This window comes from Trueperella bernardiae, assembly GCF_001469025.1.
GTDB lineage: Bacteria > Actinomycetota > Actinomycetes > Actinomycetales > Actinomycetaceae > Trueperella > Trueperella bernardiae.
Genome location: NZ_LNIZ01000013.1, coordinates 1 through 16,912, shown reverse-complemented (window position 1 = coordinate 16,912; position 16,912 = coordinate 1). Strand labels below are relative to the sequence as shown.

Sequence of the window (16,912 nt, the reverse complement as noted above, 5' to 3'; positions counted from 1 at the left end):
GTGAAGAGGTCTACGAAGGCGTTGCCACCTGGATCGAGGGATTCTATAACCACAAACGAATCCATTCAGCGATCGGCTACCAAAGCCCGGTCGAATACGAACTCCACGCCGGACTGGACCTCGCGGCGTGAACTACACAACGAAACCGTCAACAACAAGCGGGCAAGCCCAAACAGAAAGGTAGCAGCCATGAACACCACAAAGATCACCAGCGAAACCCTCCAGATGCGCCTCGATTCCTACGGGACGGTTCTTGCCTACGGGAACTACACGCTAGCAAGTTTTGCTACCTGGACCAAGACTGAAGGCTTTGGCAACAACGCCCAAATCTACCGGTTGATAGAAGAACCCGTCAGCGGGTTCGGACCTAACTCGAAAGGCCGCGGAGAATGCGAACTCGAACTCATCGCTGAGTCAGACCACCTTTTCGCTGACACCGGACATGCCATCGCCTGGGCGTTAGCTAATCTGCCTAAAGCCTAGCCCCGCCGAGCCTGAGGGCACCTGCTATCGCCGGTAGCAACTGACTTTTTAACCAACAGAAGGTAACTGATTCGTATGCGTCAGCTAGCTGAATATCACCCGACACGGTTCATGGCTGAAAGCTCGCGCTATGACAAACGCCGAGCCGACTTTGCGGTCGCGTTCATCCAAGCCTTAAAGCATACGAAAGGCCGGTGGGCAGGAAAACCTTTTAAGTTGATTGATTGGCAAGAACAAATCATCCGTGACCTGTTTGGCACCGTCAAAGAAGACGGCTACCGCCAATTCACTACGGCTTACGTGGAGATCCCGAAGAAACAGGGCAAGAGTGAACTTGCCGCAGCAGTCGCGCTCCTGCTCACCTGCGGGGATGGTGAAGAACGCGCTGAAGTGTATGGGTGCGCGGCTGATCGTCAGCAGGCATCCATTGTGTTCGAGGTTGCGGCGGACATGATCCGCATGAGTCCAGCGCTGTCCAAGCGTGTCAAGATTCTTGCCTCGCAGAAGCGGATCATCTATAAGCCCACCAACTCCTTCTATCAAGTCTTGAGTGCGGAGGCGTATTCGAAGCACGGATTCAACATCTCCGGCGTCGTCTTTGACGAACTGCATACCCAACCGGGCCGGGCGCTCTTCGACGTGATGACCAAAGGCAGTGGGGATGCGCGCACCCAGCCGCTGTACTTCTTGATCACGACAGCGGGTACCGATACGCATAGCATTTGTTATGAGCAACACCAAAAAGCCCAAGACATCCTAGATGGCAAAAAGCACGACCCCACGTTCTACCCGGTGATCTATGGGGCGGCGCAAGATGATGATTGGACCGACGAGGACGTGTGGCATAAGGCTAATCCGAGCTTAGGGATCACTGTCCCGATCGAGAAAGTCCGTCAAGCCTGCACGAGCGCGAAACAAAACCCAGCCGAAGAAAACACCTTCCGACAACTTCGCCTCAACCAATGGGTCAAACAAAGCGTGCGGTGGATGCCCATGCACGTGTGGAACCAAAACAACGCACCCGTCGACCTGTCAGATTTGGAGGGGCGGGTGTGTTACGGCGGCCTCGACTTGGCTTCCACGACGGACATCACTGCTTTCGTTCTCGTATTCCCACCCTACGGGGACGATGACAAATATACGGTCGCGCCATGGTTTTGGATACCCGAAGACAACCTCAAACTGCGCGTCGCGCGTGACCACGTGCCCTACGACTTATGGCAGAGCCAAGGCTTCCTGCAAACCACGGAGGGCAACGTCGTCCACTACGGCGCGATCGAAACCTTCATCGAGCAACTCGGTGAACGCTTCGATATTCGCGAGATTGCTTTCGACCGTTGGGGCGCAGTCCAAATGAGCAAAAACCTCGAAGGACTCGGCTTCACCGTCGTTCCCTTCGGGCAAGGCTTCAAAGACATGAGCCCGCCCTCGAAGGAATTGATGAAGCTGGCACTTGAAGGACGCCTTGCTCATGGTGGGCACCCGGTCCTGTCGTGGATGGTTGACAACATTCACGTACGCACCGACCCAGCAGGAAACATCAAACCCGACAAACAAAAGTCCACGGAGAAAATCGACGGCGTGGTCGCAACAATCATGGCCCTCGACCGCGCCATCCGAAACGGCAGCGGGCGTGTCAGCGGCAGTGTTTATGACGAGCGCGGCCTACTCGTGCTGTGAGCACGCTCATGGATGAACGCGCCGATGCCTGTGCCGATCAGTCCCAAGATCGAGTAGGCGACGCCGTAGATGAGGGCTAAATCGTTGTAGTACACGAACAGTGTGGTCAAGAACCCTGCGAACGGGGCCAGTAGCCACCACCAGCCGAACCCGTGGCGTGCCCCATCGATAACGCTCAAAACGATGGTGAGTAGTGGAAACGCGAGGAAGAGCAACGCGATGAACCACTTGGCGTTGGGATCGCTCAGCCTGCTAATCCACATGGAAATGAGCGGCAACAACCAAAATGCCGCTAGCAGGACACTCATCAGTGCCCACGACTGTTTTGAGGGCGCTTTCATATTCCAATTTTACATGTGAGAGGACACCGCATGAGTTTTCTGAATTGGCTGCGTGGCGACACCACCCGCTCCGCTGACGATCACGCGATCAGCTCTGGCTACAGCTTTTTCTTCGGGGCAACGAGCTCTGGCCGTCCGGTAACGGAACGCAGCGCGATGCAAATGACCGCCGTCTACAGCTGCGTGCGGATTTTGGCTGAAGCTATCGCGGGTCTGCCGTTGCACGTCTATCAGCAAGACGCTGATGGCGCGAAAGTGAAGGCACTCGATCATCCGTTGTATCGGCTTCTTCATGATGAGCCGAATCCAGAGATGACGTCCTTCGTATTCCGAGAAACCCTCATGACCCACCTACTGCTCTGGGGTAATGCGTTCGCGCAAGTCATCCGCAACGGCCGCGACGAAATCATCGGCTTGTATCCGCTCATGCCCAACAGGATGACGGTCGGGCGTGACGAGGCGGGCAGGTTGTACTACGAGTATCAGCGCACATGGGACGAACCAACCGGCAGGTTCGAAACCGTGCAGCTTTCCCCACACGAGGTGTTGCACATTCCCGGCCTGGGCTTCGACGGCTTGGTCGGCTACAGCCCGATTGCAATGGCAAAGAACGCCATCGGCTTGGCGCAGGCTACCGAAGACTACGGCGCATCGTTCTTTGCCAACGGCGCGGCACCTGGTGGTGTGTTGGAGCATCCGAGCACGATCAAGGATCCAGCTCGGGTTCGGGAGTCGTGGCAGGCGACGTTCGGCGGCGCACGGAACGGCAACAAGATCGCGGTACTGGAAGAGGGCATGAAGTACACGCCGATCTCAGTGTCGCCTGAGCAGGCGCAGTTCTTAGAGACTCGCAAGTTTCAGATCAACGAGATCGCCCGCATTTTCCGTATCCCGCCGCACATGATCGGTGACCTCGAAAAATCCTCGTTTTCCAATATTGAGCAGCAGTCGTTGGAGTTTGTGAAGTACACGCTGGACCCGTGGGTGATCCGCTTCGAACAAGCCATCACCAAAACCCTCCTCAACCCGCGTGAGAAACCTCAGATCTACGTGAAGTTCAACCTCGAAGGCTTACTGCGAGGTGACTATAAGTCGCGGATGGATGGGTATGCGGTGGCACGGCAGAACGGGTGGATGAGCGCCAACGATATCCGCGAGCTAGAAAACCTCGACCGCATCAGTCCCGAGGCTGGCGGCGACCTCTACCTCGTCAACGGGAACATGCTCCCGCTCAGTCTCGCAGGGGCATACGCGCAGACAACCGAGTCTGAACCGGAGCCTGAACCTGCCCAGGAACCTTCGAGTAATGAGCTTCCCCTAAGGAGGAGGATATGAGACGTTTTTGGAACTGGCTCACACCCGAGCCACACAACACTGACCCGGACGCTGACAGTGTCCGGGTTTTGCGTATTAGCGGCACGATCGCTGAAGAATCCTGGTTCGATGACGATGTCACGCCGGGAATCTTCGCTAGTGAGTTGAATGCTGGGTCTGGGCCGGTGACGATCTGGCTCAACAGTCCCGGAGGGGACGTGGTGGCTGCCGCGCAGATCTACAACATGCTCATCGACTACCCAGGCACAGTCACCGTCAATATCGACGGCATCGCCGCATCCGCCGCGTCCGTGATCGCCATGGCCGCCACGAAGGTCGCCATGAGCCCCGTGTCGATGTTGATGATTCACAACCCTGCCACGATGGCGGTCGGTGACAAGGACGAACTCGCACGTGCAATGAACATGCTTGATTCGGTTAAAGAATCGATCCTGAATGCATATCAGGAGAAGACGAACCTGAGTCGGGCGAAGCTGTCCAAGCTCATGGACGCTGAGACCTGGATGGACGCGAGGGCTGCGATCGACATGGGTTTCGCCGACGAACTCCTCATCAACCAACGCGACCCAATGTTTGCGGTCTCGCTTGAGAAGCCCGACGATGAGCCGGATGACGATGATGACCCGGTCGAGTCTCCCAACGAACCTGACAAGGACGACGGCGAGGAGCCGAAGCACCCTCCGTTCCCACTCACAAAGAACGAGCGTCTGGGTGTGGTGTTTTCACGCCGAGCAGCCGAGCAAAAACTCGTCGCGCACCTGACCGCCACATCACCACCGTCGTCGTCGAAGCTTGTGCGACCACCACGCCCCACTGTTCAGCCTGCTGCACCTGTTGGTCGGCGGGTTTGTGATTTGTACGCCGAATTGATCAATCAACCCCACTGAAAGGACCAATATCCATGTCTACTTCACTTTCTGTTTCTGACCTTCGTACCAAGCGCGCAGATGTTTGGGAGAAGGCGAAGGCCTTCCTTGATGAGCGCCGCGATGCTACATCGGGCTGCTTGTCGGCTGAAGATGATCAGGCTTACGCGAAGATGGAAGCCGAAATCGATCGACTCACCAACGAGATCGCACGCTCCGAACGAGCCCTGCGCCGCGACGCCGACCTCGCCAAGGCAACCAACACACCGCTGACCTCAATGCCAGGCATCAACCCTGACGATGAAGCCAAACCCACGACCCCACGCGCTTCAGCCTCCTACAAACGAGCCTTCTGGGACGCGATGCGGCTCAACGCTTCTCCGATGGAAGTACGTAACGCACTCTCCGAGGGCGTCGATACTGAGGGCGGGTATCTGGTGCCTGATGAGTTTGAACGCACGCTGATCTCCTCACTGGAAGATCAGAACATCATGCGCTCCCTAGCGAAGGTCATTCAAACCACCAGCGGGGATCGGAAAATCCCGGTCGTTTCCACGCATGGCACTGCCGGGTGGCTCGATGAGGGCAAGCCGTACACCGAGTCGGACGAAGCCTTCACGCAGGTTACGCTGTCGGCGTTTAAGCTCGGCACCTTCCTCAAAATTTCAGAGAAACTCTTGAACGATTCCGCGTTTAATGTCGAGCAGTATTTGGCGGCGGAGTTTGCTCGCCGTATTGGCGCTGCCGAGGAAGAAGCCTTCCTCACCGGGGACGGAAAAGGTAAGCCCACCGGCATCTTCGCAACCTCTGGTGGTGGCGAGAAGGCGGTGACCACGGGTAAGGCGACCGACATTACGGCTGATGAGCTCATCGACCTGCACTACGCCCTGCGCGGCCCGTATCGGAAGAACGCGGTGTGGCTGATGAACGACTCGACCGTGAAAACCATCCGCAAGCTCAAGGATGGCAACGGTCAATATCTGTGGCAGCCGGCATTGACTGCTGGAACGCCTGATCTGGTTCTCGGCCGCCCGGTCCATACGTCCACGTTTGTTCCGGAGATTAAGGCTGGTGCGTCGACGGTGGCGTTCGGTGACTTGTCGTATTACTGGATCGCCGACCGACAGGGCCGCTCGTTTAAGCGGCTCAACGAATTGTTCGCAACCACCGGGCAGGTCGGATTCCTGGCTTCCCAGCGTCTGGACGGCAAGCTCGTCCTACCCGAAGCCGTGAAGCTGCTGACCCAGAAGGCCGGAGCATAACAAACCCCGCACATGGAGAGGAGGTGGCCGCAATGACCACAACAGAGCTTATCGATCAGGTGAAGGCGAATCTGCTCATCGGCTTCGATGACGACGACAGACTGATTGCTGCGTTGATCAATGCGGCCACCTCCTACGCCTGCGCTTTCCAGCACCTGCCTGAAAACCACTACGAAACACACGACATGTCTGGAGCAACCCGGCAGGGCATTGTCATGCTCGCAAGCCATTTCTATGAGTCGCGTGATGGTTCGACGGCAGGGTTTTGGGCCGATAAACCGGATGCCGCTAAAGCGGTGTGGAACGCGGTGAACAATCTGCTGCGTCTGGATCGGGATTGGAAAGTCTAAGGAGAACACTCATGGCTTCTTTGGGATCCATGCGCACCACGATCGACCTCATCACCCCGGTTACGGTGCGTGATAAGGCGGGCTTCACCACCACACGCGATGAAGTGCGAGCAACGGTGCGGGCGCAGGTCGAGGTTCGGCATGCATCGAGTGCGTGGGTGAACCGCGCCGCATATACGAAAGCTGACGTTCTCTTCTGCATCAGATCTATTCCCGGACTATCCGTAACTACGGATATGGAGATCAGTGGCCCAGACGGGCGGTATGTGATTGACGCAGTTGAGGTGATCGGCAGGTATGTCGAGATTCTTGCCCACCAGACCACACCCGAAGGGAGCAACTGATGGCTAGAGTGCAGATTCGCTTGCCGAATGCGTTTATTGATTCCCTTGATGCTGCGAGCCGTGTGCTTGAAACATCTGCGGATGAGGTGCTGGAGGCAGGAGCCGCCGTGGTCGAGCCACGAATGCGAGCCAACCTCACCAGTGCAATCGGCCGCGCCACCAGGCAGCCCTCGCGGTCAACAGGACAACTACTCGCTGCACTCGGTACGAGCTCGGTGAAAGTGAACAACAAAGGTGATTACAATATTAAGGTTGGCTTCGCCGAGAACCGCCGGGACGGCAGAGCGAATGCGTTGATCGCCAACGTCCTCGAACACGGACGCTCCAACCAGCCCGCACGCCCGGTCCTAGCACCCACCAGGTCGCAAACACGGCGGGGTGCTATCGAAGCCATGAAAACAGCACTCACTGCGCGGATTGAGCAGGTCAAACCATGACCACATTATTGGAACAACTCACGATGATCGCTGACAAGCTCGGGTTGCCGTTCGAAGTCGGCCTCTACACGACCACGCCAGCGCCAGAAACGTATCTGGTGGCAACCCCGCTGACGGACGTGTTGGACGTGTTCGCAGACAATCAACCCAGTATCGAGGTTGAGGAAGTCCGCCTCGCACTTTTCACGAAATCTAACTATCTCGACCTGCGCAACCGGGTCACTCGCGCCCTGCTCGACGCAGGATTAACGATTACTGGCCGTACCTATGTCGGCTTCGAGGCCGACACCGGCTACCACCACTACGCGATAGACGTCGCAACCCACCACGCACTCTGAAAGGACACTCCCCATGGCAACGATTGGTTTAGACAAGCTCTACTACGCCACGATCACCGAAAATCCCGATACGGGTGAGGAAACCTACGCCACACCCAAACCGCTGGCCAAAGCCATCTCCGCAGAACTCTCCGTCGAGGTGGCTGAAGCGATCCTGTATGCCGATGACGGCCCTTCCGAGATCGTCAAGGAATTCAAATCCGGAACTCTCACTTTGGGGATTGATGATTTGGGTGGTGAAGCAGCCGCAGCCCTCACTGGGGCGACAGTGGATTCCAACGGGGTGCTCATTTCAGCTTCCGAGGATGGTGGATCTCCGGTGGCGATCGGTTTCCGAGCAGCACGAAGCAACGGGAAGTATCAGTATTTTTGGCTGTACCGGGTCAAGTTCGCTCTCCCAACCGAAACGCTGGCCACCAAAGCCGACTCGATCACGTTCTCCACCCCGAGCATTGAGGGCACGATTCTGCGCCGCAACAAACCCGACAGCAAGGGGCGGCATCCGTGGAAGGCCGAAGTGCTAGAGGGCGCAACCGGCGTCAAACCCGAGACGATCACGAACTGGTATGCCCAAGTCTACGAACCTGCCGCTACAACCGAAGACTAAGGAGCATGAGCCATGACCACCAAGAAGAAAGATCCTGTTGTGGAACCAGGCCGTTTCGCGATTGTCTCGATCGGCGGGGAGGACTACGAGCTCGTGCTCACAACGAAAGCCACCCGTCTGATCGCCGAGCGTTACGGCGGACTCGAACACCTGGGCAACGCCCTCGAAACCTCCGACGATCTGGGCAAGACGCTGGGTGAGGTGATTTGGCTGATCACACTGCTGGCCAACCAATCAGTCCAGATCCACAACCACCGCCACCCAGACGACAAACGCCCAGAGCTGAGCGAGGACGAGGTCGAACTGCTCACCGTCCCCGCAGACTTGGCGGACTATCGCGGCGCGATCGCCGAAGCCCTCCAGCGCGGCACCCGCCGAGACATCCTCACCGCACCAGCCCCAAAAGCACCACCAGCGGACGCATAGTCGAAAACGATCACGCTGTATTCACGCGGCTGACCTATATCGGAATGGCCCACCTCCACCTAACACGGGTAGAGGTGGGCCTGACCGTCTTCGGAGAACTCCTCGACCTCGTCGACTGCTGGCGACTCGAAACCGGAAGAGCCCAGCCGCTACGTCAATGGTTCATCGACGACATCATCCCGCCAGGGATTTAGTAATTTCGATGAGAAATGGGTGATTCGTTCACGAGATGATCAAATTCCTTACGTGCTGCATCTTCGATTTCGTCCCAAGTAAACAAATCCTTGAGGTACGTGCACCGAGAAGTATTCTTCTCCATCTTAAGCATGGTTTTCAATACTTCCTTGTCGTTTTGTAGGAGTCCCAACGCTTCGAGAATCCATAAGCGAAGCTCAGGTCGACAAGTGAACGAACCGCTTTCCCAGACCTTTTGAGCCAAGAGTTCCTTATAGCTTCGCTTTACTTTGTTTTTCTTTGCAGTTTCAAAATCAAAGTATTCCTTCGATAGAAAAACTGACGCAGCGTGAGTCCGGATCGAGAACCACCAGCGAGTGCTGTCTTGTTGAGGGAAACAAGTCTCGAAAGCATCAGCGAGCGGTGTAGGCCCTTTTAGCTCAGCAAGCACAGCTCCGAAATCTTCTGCACTCATTCCCATAGCTTCTCCCTTCGCTTAGCAATTTGATCCCTTTTCATTATCCCTTAGAGGAGGTGACCTTGTCATGGCTGACTCCAGTTTTGGTTTGAAGATTGGGCTTGAGGGTGAGCGTGAGTTCAAGCGTGCGATTACGAATATTAACCGTGAGATGCGGGTACTCGGAAGCGAGATGAAACTCGTAGCCTCCTCGTTTGATAAAAATGACAAGTCCGCCGAAGCCCTCACCGCCCGTAACCAGGTGCTCGGTAAAGAAATCGAAGCTCAAAAAGCCAAGATTGAGACTCTGCGTGCCGCACTCGAAAACTCCGCCACGAGCTTTGGTGAGAATGATTCGCGGACGAAGAATTGGCAGATTCAGCTCAACAACGCAGGCGCGGAGCTCAACCGGCTTGAAGGCGAACTCAAATCGAATAATGACGCCCTGTCGGATTTCGGGGACAAGGCAGACGGCGCGGGAGATGATGCGAAGGGCGCTGCCAAAGATGCGGGCAAACTCGAGGGTGCGGTGGATGATCTCGGCGACGAGATGGACACCACCAGTGGCAAGACCCGCATTTTCGGTGATGTCCTGAAAGCCAACCTCGCCTCCGAAGCCATCATCGCAGGCGTGAAGGGTATCGGGCATGCGATCGCCTCGATCGGTCGCGGCATGGCCGGAGCGCTCAAAGAAGGCGTGGAATACAACGCGCGTATGGAACAATACTCCACGTCTTTCACGACGATGCTCGGCGACCAAGCAAAAGCCCAACAACTCGTCAACGATCTAAAAGTTCAAGCTGCGAAGACTCCGTTTGGTATGGAGGACCTCGCAGGCAACATGCAAACCCTCCTGAGCTTCGGAATGAGCCTGGAGGATGCAAAAAAGCACCTCAACGAAATAGGTGACATCTCCCAAGGTAACGCGGTGAAGATGGAGTCCTTGACACTTGCCTTCGCCCAAATGTCCTCGACCGGCAAGCTCACGGGTCAAGACTTGTTGCAGATGATCAACGCCGGATTCAACCCCCTCGAAGAAATCAGCCGCAAGACCGGCAAAAGCATTGGTGAGCTCAAGGAGGATATGGCGAAGGGCGCTATCTCAGCTGACATGGTCGCGGACGCCTTCGCCAGTGCTACTGCTGAAGGCGGGCGCTTCTACGGAACCATGGACGCCCAATCCAAGACCTTTAGCAGCCAGTTGGCGACAATGCAGGACGGGATCGCGAACCTTAAAGGCCTCCTCGCGGGCGGAGTCTCTGAGGCGTTGGCGGGTTCGGTGTTGCCGATGGTCAACGGGTGGATCGACGAACTAACTGCAGCGTTCGAAGAAGGCGGAACGCCTGCGTTGATTGACACTCTCGGTAGCGTTTTGCAGGAAGCTCTCGCGTTTATTGCTGACCAACTACCCATGGTGGTCGAGACCGGCATGTCCATCCTCACCGCACTTCTCGAAGGCATCATCGAAGTGTTGCCACAGGTGGCCGAGACGGCGGTGACGCTGATTATCGCGCTGGTCGAGGCAATCATCGAAGCACTGCCATCGCTTCTTGAGGCAGCGATTCAAATCATCGCCACCCTCGTCTCTGGTATCGGCGAAGCGCTACCGGAACTGGTTCCGGCCGCAGTGGAGATGCTCATGGCTTTGGTGCAGGGCCTAGTCGATAACCTCCCGTTGCTTCTTGATGCGGCGTTGCAGCTCATCACCAGACTCGCCGAAGGCCTCATCGCAGCCATCCCCGTCATCATCGAAGCGCTCCCGCAGATCATCACCGGCATAGTGACCTTCCTTGTGGGTGCGATCCCGCAGCTCATCGACGCAGGAATCCAGCTGCTCACCGCCTTGATTGGGGCGTTGCCACAGATCATCACAGCAATCGTCGCAGCAATCCCGCAGATTATTACTGCGATCGTCAGCGGCGTGGTAGGCGCGATCCCGCAGCTCATCGACGCAGGCATCCAACTGCTGACGGCGTTGATTGGCGCCCTGCCGCAGATCATTACAACGATTGTGGCAGCGTTGCCGCAGATTATCGCCTCGATTGTGTCGGCGATTGGTGGGGCTATCCCGCAACTCGTCCAAGCAGGAATCCAACTCCTCACCGCACTCGTGCGGAATCTGCCGCAGATCATCTCGATAATCGTCGCAGCAATCCCGCAAATCGTTATCGGCATTGTCTCGGCCGTTGGCCAGGGCGTGTGGCAGATGGCGGAGGCGGGCAAGAACCTCGTCTACGGCCTGTGGAACGGAATCCAATCCCTGGCGGGGTGGTTGTGGGATTCGGTGTCGAACTGGGCGCGCGGGATTTGGGACTCCATCATTGGCTTCTTCGGCATCCACAGCCCGTCTCGCAAGATGGCCTGGGCAGGACGGATGCTCGTCGAAGGCCTCGCAGGCTCTATCAAAATCGATGGCAACAAGGCTGTCACTGCTGCCACTGGTTTGGCTAGGGACACGATGGACGCCTTCAGCGAGCTTGAAGACGGGCTTCATGTGCCGATCGAGGCGGTTGCGGACCTGCAGGTACCTGCCGTCGATCTCGCCCCACAACCCATAGTTATCAGCCGCGATACGAGTGGCGGTGCTGATAGTGAGCGTGTGGATGTCGCGAGCATCGTCGACGCGACAGCGAAGCGGATCCTCGGGTCTTTGGATATTTCGGTGACGTTGTCGGATGGGACGCTGGTGGGCAAGCTCGCACCCGCTTTCGACAAGCAACTTGCTCGTCTTGATCGGCGGCAGACCGTGATGGCAGGAGGCTACTAATGTATGGGTTCACCCTGAACAGCGCGGTGACGTCGGCGTCGCTTGGTCTGCGCTTGACCGCCCCGGTTGCGATACCCGCCGCCGTCCGTGCGGTGGATGATATCGAGGTCGAAGGCCGCGCCGGGACCCTGACCAGGTTCACGGGCTGGAAGGATACCGAACTCGAGCTTGAGCTCGCCATGCCTATCCGTGACGGGCTCCACCAGTACCGGCAGGCTGCTCACGAGCTGACGGGCGCTTCGACGATCGCGTTCACTGGTGAGTCGGGTGTGTATCGGAAGGTTAAGCACTGCGAAGTGAGCGAGCTGCGCCGGGAGTTGTCGGGGTGGGGGTTCTTCACCGCACGCCTGACCTGCCAACCCTTCGCTTACCTGACGAGTGGGCTCGCACCGGTGACGATGTTGGAGTCGGGGACGATCACTAACCCCGGCCTACTCGATGCGGATCCGATCATCACCGTTACTGGCACCGGAGCGTTGTCTTTGACGATCAATGCGCGCGTCTATCATGTGAGTTCGCCAGCAGGTTCCGTCACGCTCGACAGCGCACGTCTTGTCGCACACGTATCAGGTCGCGTGCAGACGGATGCGCTGACCGAAGCATTCCCAGTATTGAATCCTGGGTTGAACAGGATCACCCTCGGTACCGGCATCTCACAAGTGGTCATTGTGCCGAATTGGCGCAACCCCTAAACCACCGCCCACTGTTTCTTTGACGGCCATCCCTTCGTGGGGTGGCCACTGTTGTCTTTGGAAGGCCTCTCATGATTACGGTTCACGACCGCACCGCCACGACATTCACCACCACCGGGCTAGGAGTCTTGGATCGGGAGACCATCAACCCGATCGTGACCGAAGAACTCGGCGGCGAATTCTCCCTGACCTTCACCTACCCGGCAGACGGACCTGCAGCCACGCACCTCGTAGTGGAAAACATTGTGGCCGCGCCCGTGCCAAGGCTGGAGCAACGTCAGGGTTTCCGCATCTCCGAGGTCGTCACCACCCTTGACGGCATGCTCGAAGTGAGCGCGTTTCATGTCTTCTATGATCTGGCGGCGAATCTCATCGCCGACACCTACGTGGTCAACAAGACCGCCAAGAGCGCACTCACGCAGATTCTTGGCGCGGCGAACACTAAGCACGGGTTTACTGCTACCTCATCGGATACGGTGACCAGGTCTTCTGCGCGGTTGGTGCGCATGCCCATCGCCGCCGCTCTCATGGATGCGGGCGAGGACAACACGTTCGCTGCGCGTTGGGGCGGTGAACTGGCCCGCGATAATTTCCATATCCATCACGTGCCCATGCGCGGAGCCAACCACGGGGTGGTGATTCGTGACCGCAAGAACCTCACTGGCTTCGAATCGGCTATTGATTTTTCGACGGTGGTGACACGGATTCTCCCGGTCGGCTACGACGGCCTGCTCTTGCCTGAGCTCTATGTGGATTCGCCGAAGTTGGGTGATTATGTGGTGCCGCGTATCCGCGTCATCCGCTACGGGCAGGTTAAAGCCATCACTGATAAGGACAACCCACGTGAAGGCGAGCTTCCGCTCGACCAAGCACACGCGCAGTTGCGCCGTCTAGCAGTAGCAGAATTCAGTGCGAGACATGTGGATGAGCCGTCCGCTTCGTACAAGATCCGCTTCACTGACCTTTCACAAACCCGTGAATACGCTGATCTTGCACGGCTAGAGACCGTGGAGATTGGCGATACCGTTACCGTCCGTCACGCTGATCTGGGTGTTGCGCTCACGGCGCGGGTGGTGGCATACGCGTACAACCCGCTCGCGCTCCAGTACATTTCGGTCGAACTTGGAACCGTAGCTCGGAAGTTCACGTCTGTCACCCGGCAGGTCAAGACCGCCATAAATACGGCGGTGGCTGCGTCGGATGCGGCCGGGTTCGCGTTGGCTAGTGCGGATGGGAAGAACACCAACCACTACGGCAGCATCCAGCCCGCCACCGCACAGCTCGGCGACACCTGGTTCAAAAGCAACGGCGAAACCACCGAAATCTGGATCTACCGGCTCACCGACACCGGACAGCCCGGCTGGGTCGCCCTCGCCACCGATCTGAACCATGCACAGATCAGCGCGGAACTCGACGCCGCCCGCACGCAGGTCAACCACGCCCTCGCCGCCGCACAAGACGCACAAACCGCCGCCGATGCTGTCGCCACTCAGATAGCTTCGGCGCAGGTCGATATTGACCAGGCCAAGACCGCAGCCGCTGGTGCTACCCGGTTGGCGCAGGATGCCCACGACGTTGCGGTTACCTCGGATGGGCGGCTCACGGTTGCCGTTGTTGACCCGAGCGTAGCGGACGCGGCTGGCAGGCCAGAGGGCGCGCTGTGGCAAGTGCGCGTAGACGGAGTGATCGCCCGCCAATATCTCCTCACCAACAACCAATGGGAACAAACACCGGTGGGTGCCGCGATGATTGGGTCGAAAGCGATCAGCCAAGCACACATCGCAGATGCCGCCATCGGCACCGCACACATCGCTGATGCCGCGATCACCAACGCGAAAATCAGCTCACTGTCGGCAGACAAGATCACCACCGGCTACCTGGCAGCGGCACGCATTCAGGCTGGATCCATCACCTCAGACAAGCTGACGATCGCCAACGGGTTTATTACGAATGCGATGATCAAGGATGCGGCGATCACGGATGCGAAGGTTGGCAGCCTATCCGCGAACAAGATTATGACTGGCACTTTGTCGGCTGCACGCATCGCAGCAGGGTCCATTACCTCCGATAAGCTCACGATCGCCAACGGATACATCACCAATGCGATGATTAAAGACGCTGCGGTCACATCGGCCAAAATTGCTTCGCTGGATGCTGGGAAGATCACCACCGGGACGTTGTCGGCGGCTCGGATTGGGGCGCGGTCGATTACGGCGGACAAGCTCGCCACCAACGCCATCCAAGTAGGCCTGGCAGGCTGGACGCAATCGATCCGAATCACGCCCACGCAGATCGCTTGGTATGACGGGACCACGCTGGAGGGCAAGATTACGAGCGCTGGGATGCAGTTTTGGTACGGCACCCGTTATATCGGTGAGTTTGCTCGGCGGGCTCATAAGGACAAGCCGAATGTGCAAGGAATCGTCAACCAACTTGCTTACAAAGGCGACTACGTTGCCTGGACCTACCAGAAGGCAGACGGCGGCACCTACTACACGTGTCTCACCCTTGACCCGAAAGGCCTGTTTTACGGGCAGGCAGGTATCCACCTCGGCTCCGATCTGCGAACAGGTGGCTACAAGTTCTACACGACGGGCTCACGATATGTGACCTTGCAGGACTGCACGCTGACGGGCAAGGGAACCTATTCGGGCTGGGTGGGGCCAAGCGGGCTGTCGAAGATCGTGTTTCACACCTATGACCTGATGGTGGTCACTAACGGCTCGTATTACAACATGACCCGCCTATTCGACCGCACCAAAGATTTGATGTCGCGAATGAACGCAATCCTCAGCCTGCTCAATCAAGGCTGGATCACATCCATCTCCGGGTCTGGGTCGAACATCTCCTGGCGGTACTTCTCCAACACAGGCCTGTCGGCCATGTCCACCAACCTCGCATAAGTAAAAGGAAACACTGATGAAGATCATGCTCGCCAACCACCATTTGCAACCCATCGCCGACCTACTCACCAATATGCCGCTCAAGGCGGCGCAGTCCCGTGCTCGCTCGAAACTCCTGACGCTAGTGAAGGAAGCGATCGCGCGATTCGGGGAAGATGAATACGACCTCGTCACCCAATTCGCAACACTCGACGATCAGGGTCGCCCAGTGTTCGCCGACGATGGCACGTTCGTCCTCGCTGACCCTGACAAGGCCAGTGAATTCCTCGAAGCCCGCCAAATGTTGCTGGATTCGGTTGCGGAAGTGTCGGGTCCCACCTACGACGGCCACGACAAGGACGTGAAAGCACTTCTTGACGGCTATGAGGGTGAACTGTCTGGCGAAGCGGCCGAGGCCTACGACGTTCTCTACGACGCCATCACCAAGGGTGGCCAATGAAGGCCAAGGAAGAAAAGGACACAGAAATGACCGACGTTTCAGATGATGAGTCAACGTCTAGCGAAGAAGTACAGCTACCGATCGTCCCGATCGAATCCGATGCCACGCCCGCACCACCAGCAGAGGCCATCGAAGCCCAAGAACTCCCAGCGCCACAGGTCGCGTCGATTGATCTGACAGAGCCGATTCTCGAAGTTCTCACTGACCCGACCATGTAGCCCAGTGCTACACCAATTTTTGATGCCTTCACCCCAGATGGGTGTGGGCAATTTTTATGCCCACGAAAGGAATCATTCTCATGTCTCTACACGCCATCTGGCACGCCATCCAAACCGGCATCGCTGGTATTGGTGCGTGGCTCGCCGCTTATCTTGGAGGTCTCGACGGCCTCGTCTATGCGCTGATCGTCTTCGCTATCGCCGACTACATCACCGGGGTGCTGGCCGCCATCAACGAGCGCCGCCTCAGCTCATCCGTCGGTTTTAGGGGTATCAGCCGCAAAATCCTCATCTTCACCCTCGTCGGCCTCGCCCACCTCATCGACGTCCACATCCTCGGAGCACCCGGCGTGCTACGCGCGGCGGTCATCTTCTTCTACCTATCCAACGAAGGCATCTCCCTGGTCGAAAACGCCACCCGCCTCGGCCTACCCGTCCCATCCCAAATGCGCGGCGCGCTCGATGCGATCGCCAACCGCGCCGAAACAAGACCCTCACTGACCGAAACAACCACTGAAAACACAAAGGAGAACCAGTCATGAAGAATTGGAACACGCTCGAGGCCGACATCGACCTCATCATGAACACACACTACACACCCGGCCGCAACGGCAGGCGGATCTGGGCTTGCCCGCTTGTTGTTGACGGTTTCGTTGTGTAGTTCACGCCGCGAGGTCCAGTCCGGCGTGGAGTTCGTATTCGACCGGGCTTTGGTAGCCGATCGCTGAATGGATTCGTTTGTGGTTATAGAATCCCTCGATCCAGGTGGCAACGCCTTCGTAGACCTCTTCAC

22 protein-coding genes are annotated in these 16,912 nt (G+C 57.5%); 19 read left to right on the top strand and 3 right to left on the bottom strand.

What is annotated here, in order from left to right:
- The 3 genes from AQZ59_RS09870 to AQZ59_RS08825 form a co-directional block, all read left to right on the top strand.
- Window positions 1-131: IS3 family transposase (locus AQZ59_RS09870; RefSeq protein ID WP_330218614.1), on the top strand; the 131-nt coding region annotated here is incomplete at its 5' end.
- A 58-nt stretch (window positions 132-189) separates the two neighbouring features.
- Window positions 190-483, top strand: coding sequence for an Nmad4 family putative nucleotide modification protein (locus AQZ59_RS08830; RefSeq protein WP_062614281.1), 294 nt, complete (start codon window positions 190-192; stop codon window positions 481-483).
- A gap of 75 nt (window positions 484-558) precedes the next feature.
- A complete protein-coding gene (locus AQZ59_RS08825; RefSeq protein WP_062614280.1) occupies window positions 559-2,163 on the top strand; it encodes a terminase large subunit in 1,605 nt (534 codons plus the stop codon).
- On the opposite strand, the gene AQZ59_RS08820 is transcribed toward AQZ59_RS08825, so the two are convergent.
- Entirely contained in the window at window positions 2,133-2,471 is a 339-nt protein-coding gene (locus AQZ59_RS08820) for a biotin synthase (protein WP_236698707.1), read from the bottom strand. The genes AQZ59_RS08825 and AQZ59_RS08820 overlap by 31 nt on opposite strands.
- 63 nt (window positions 2,472-2,534) lie before the next feature.
- Here AQZ59_RS08820 and AQZ59_RS08815 point away from each other — a divergent pair, with 63 nt between their 5' ends.
- The 9 genes from AQZ59_RS08815 to AQZ59_RS08780 are packed head-to-tail and all read left to right on the top strand — an operon-like array spanning window position 2,535 to window position 8,469.
- The gene (locus AQZ59_RS08815; RefSeq protein WP_062614278.1) at window positions 2,535-3,839 is read left to right on the top strand and encodes a phage portal protein; all 1,305 of its coding nucleotides are present in this window, start codon (window positions 2,535-2,537) and stop codon (window positions 3,837-3,839) included.
- Window positions 3,836-4,726: a head maturation protease, ClpP-related gene (locus AQZ59_RS08810; RefSeq protein WP_062614277.1), complete on the top strand. Its 891-nt coding sequence runs from the start codon at window positions 3,836-3,838 to the stop codon at window positions 4,724-4,726. Before AQZ59_RS08815 ends, AQZ59_RS08810 begins: the two co-directional genes overlap by 4 nt.
- Window positions 4,727-4,740: 14 nt before the next feature.
- Complete coding sequence (locus AQZ59_RS08805; RefSeq protein WP_062614276.1) at window positions 4,741-5,967, top strand: phage major capsid protein; 1,227 nt, start codon at window positions 4,741-4,743, stop codon at window positions 5,965-5,967.
- Window positions 5,968-5,999: 32 nt separating this feature from the next.
- Window positions 6,000-6,317 carry a head-tail connector protein gene (locus tag AQZ59_RS08800; RefSeq protein WP_062614282.1) on the top strand — a complete coding sequence of 106 codons (318 nt, stop codon included), beginning with the start codon at window positions 6,000-6,002 and terminating at the stop codon, window positions 6,315-6,317.
- Window positions 6,318-6,328: 11 nt separating this feature from the next.
- A complete protein-coding gene (locus tag AQZ59_RS08795; protein ID WP_062614275.1) occupies window positions 6,329-6,661 on the top strand; it encodes a phage head completion protein in 333 nt (110 codons plus the stop codon).
- The gene (locus tag AQZ59_RS09265) at window positions 6,661-7,098 is read left to right on the top strand and encodes an HK97-gp10 family putative phage morphogenesis protein (protein ID WP_082661259.1); all 438 of its coding nucleotides are present in this window, start codon (window positions 6,661-6,663) and stop codon (window positions 7,096-7,098) included. The genes AQZ59_RS08795 and AQZ59_RS09265 overlap by 1 nt, the downstream gene beginning before the upstream one ends.
- Entirely contained in the window at window positions 7,095-7,436 is a 342-nt protein-coding gene (locus AQZ59_RS08790) for a hypothetical protein (protein ID WP_062614274.1), read from the top strand. Before AQZ59_RS09265 ends, AQZ59_RS08790 begins: the two co-directional genes overlap by 4 nt.
- 13 nt (window positions 7,437-7,449) lie before the next feature.
- Entirely contained in the window at window positions 7,450-8,043 is a 594-nt protein-coding gene (locus AQZ59_RS08785) for a major tail protein (RefSeq protein WP_062614273.1), read from the top strand.
- Window positions 8,044-8,055: 12 nt separating this feature from the next.
- Window positions 8,056-8,469, top strand: coding sequence for a hypothetical protein (locus tag AQZ59_RS08780; protein WP_062614272.1), 414 nt, complete (start codon window positions 8,056-8,058; stop codon window positions 8,467-8,469).
- Between the two features lie 190 nt (window positions 8,470-8,659).
- Here the strand turns inward: AQZ59_RS08780 and AQZ59_RS09260 are convergent, their stop codons facing one another.
- Window positions 8,660-9,124 (bottom strand): hypothetical protein, encoded by a 465-nt coding sequence (locus tag AQZ59_RS09260; protein ID WP_082661258.1) that lies wholly within the window; start codon window positions 9,122-9,124, stop codon window positions 8,660-8,662.
- 64 nt (window positions 9,125-9,188) lie between these two features.
- On the opposite strand from AQZ59_RS09260, the gene AQZ59_RS08775 reads away from it, so the two are divergent.
- The 7 genes from AQZ59_RS08775 (at window position 9,189) to AQZ59_RS09480 (ending at window position 16,780) form a co-directional block, all read left to right on the top strand.
- Entirely contained in the window at window positions 9,189-11,867 is a 2,679-nt protein-coding gene (locus AQZ59_RS08775; RefSeq protein ID WP_062614271.1) for a phage tail protein, read from the top strand.
- Entirely contained in the window at window positions 11,867-12,559 is a 693-nt protein-coding gene (locus AQZ59_RS08770) for a hypothetical protein (RefSeq protein ID WP_062614270.1), read from the top strand. Before AQZ59_RS08775 ends, AQZ59_RS08770 begins: the two co-directional genes overlap by 1 nt.
- A 71-nt stretch (window positions 12,560-12,630) precedes the next feature.
- Window positions 12,631-15,462, top strand: coding sequence for a phage tail spike protein (locus tag AQZ59_RS08765; protein ID WP_062614269.1), 2,832 nt, complete (start codon window positions 12,631-12,633; stop codon window positions 15,460-15,462).
- Window positions 15,463-15,478: 16 nt separating this feature from the next.
- Entirely contained in the window at window positions 15,479-15,901 is a 423-nt protein-coding gene (locus AQZ59_RS08760) for a DUF1617 family protein (RefSeq protein WP_062614268.1), read from the top strand.
- Window positions 15,898-16,119, top strand: coding sequence for a hypothetical protein (locus AQZ59_RS08755; RefSeq protein WP_062614267.1), 222 nt, complete (start codon window positions 15,898-15,900; stop codon window positions 16,117-16,119). Before AQZ59_RS08760 ends, AQZ59_RS08755 begins: the two co-directional genes overlap by 4 nt.
- A gap of 80 nt (window positions 16,120-16,199) precedes the next feature.
- A complete protein-coding gene (locus AQZ59_RS08750; protein ID WP_036324911.1) occupies window positions 16,200-16,661 on the top strand; it encodes a phage holin family protein in 462 nt (153 codons plus the stop codon).
- Window positions 16,658-16,780 carry a hypothetical protein gene (locus tag AQZ59_RS09480; protein WP_461792012.1) on the top strand — a complete coding sequence of 41 codons (123 nt, stop codon included), beginning with the start codon at window positions 16,658-16,660 and terminating at the stop codon, window positions 16,778-16,780. Before AQZ59_RS08750 ends, AQZ59_RS09480 begins: the two co-directional genes overlap by 4 nt.
- A gap of 1 nt (window position 16,781) precedes the next feature.
- Here AQZ59_RS09480 and AQZ59_RS09865 read toward each other — a convergent pair.
- A partial coding sequence (locus AQZ59_RS09865; RefSeq protein ID WP_330218614.1) for an IS3 family transposase occupies window positions 16,782-16,912 on the bottom strand: 131 nt, incomplete at its 5' end.

Bases quoted from the DNA above. Each gene is read 5' to 3' on its own strand.
- AQZ59_RS08830 (WP_062614281.1), top strand. From the start codon at position 190: ATGAACACCACAAAGATCACCAGCGAAACCCTCCAGATGCGCCTCGAT.
- AQZ59_RS08825 (WP_062614280.1), top strand. From the start codon at position 559: ATGCGTCAGCTAGCTGAATATCACCCGACACGGTTCATGGCTGAAAGC.
- AQZ59_RS08820 (WP_236698707.1), bottom strand. From the start codon at position 2,471: ATGAGTGTCCTGCTAGCGGCATTTTGGTTGTTGCCGCTCATTTCCATG.
- AQZ59_RS08815 (WP_062614278.1), top strand. From the start codon at position 2,535: ATGAGTTTTCTGAATTGGCTGCGTGGCGACACCACCCGCTCCGCTGAC.
- AQZ59_RS08810 (WP_062614277.1), top strand. From the start codon at position 3,836: ATGAGACGTTTTTGGAACTGGCTCACACCCGAGCCACACAACACTGAC.
- AQZ59_RS08805 (WP_062614276.1), top strand. From the start codon at position 4,741: ATGTCTACTTCACTTTCTGTTTCTGACCTTCGTACCAAGCGCGCAGAT.
- AQZ59_RS08800 (WP_062614282.1), top strand. From the start codon at position 6,000: ATGACCACAACAGAGCTTATCGATCAGGTGAAGGCGAATCTGCTCATC.
- AQZ59_RS08795 (WP_062614275.1), top strand. From the start codon at position 6,329: ATGGCTTCTTTGGGATCCATGCGCACCACGATCGACCTCATCACCCCG.
- AQZ59_RS09265 (WP_082661259.1), top strand. From the start codon at position 6,661: ATGGCTAGAGTGCAGATTCGCTTGCCGAATGCGTTTATTGATTCCCTT.
- AQZ59_RS08790 (WP_062614274.1), top strand. From the start codon at position 7,095: ATGACCACATTATTGGAACAACTCACGATGATCGCTGACAAGCTCGGG.
- AQZ59_RS08785 (WP_062614273.1), top strand. From the start codon at position 7,450: ATGGCAACGATTGGTTTAGACAAGCTCTACTACGCCACGATCACCGAA.
- AQZ59_RS08780 (WP_062614272.1), top strand. From the start codon at position 8,056: ATGACCACCAAGAAGAAAGATCCTGTTGTGGAACCAGGCCGTTTCGCG.
- AQZ59_RS09260 (WP_082661258.1), bottom strand. From the start codon at position 9,124: ATGGGAATGAGTGCAGAAGATTTCGGAGCTGTGCTTGCTGAGCTAAAA.
- AQZ59_RS08775 (WP_062614271.1), top strand. From the start codon at position 9,189: ATGGCTGACTCCAGTTTTGGTTTGAAGATTGGGCTTGAGGGTGAGCGT.
- AQZ59_RS08770 (WP_062614270.1), top strand. From the start codon at position 11,867: ATGTATGGGTTCACCCTGAACAGCGCGGTGACGTCGGCGTCGCTTGGT.
- AQZ59_RS08765 (WP_062614269.1), top strand. From the start codon at position 12,631: ATGATTACGGTTCACGACCGCACCGCCACGACATTCACCACCACCGGG.
- AQZ59_RS08760 (WP_062614268.1), top strand. From the start codon at position 15,479: ATGAAGATCATGCTCGCCAACCACCATTTGCAACCCATCGCCGACCTA.
- AQZ59_RS08755 (WP_062614267.1), top strand. From the start codon at position 15,898: ATGAAGGCCAAGGAAGAAAAGGACACAGAAATGACCGACGTTTCAGAT.
- AQZ59_RS08750 (WP_036324911.1), top strand. From the start codon at position 16,200: ATGTCTCTACACGCCATCTGGCACGCCATCCAAACCGGCATCGCTGGT.
- AQZ59_RS09480 (WP_461792012.1), top strand. From the start codon at position 16,658: ATGAAGAATTGGAACACGCTCGAGGCCGACATCGACCTCATCATGAAC.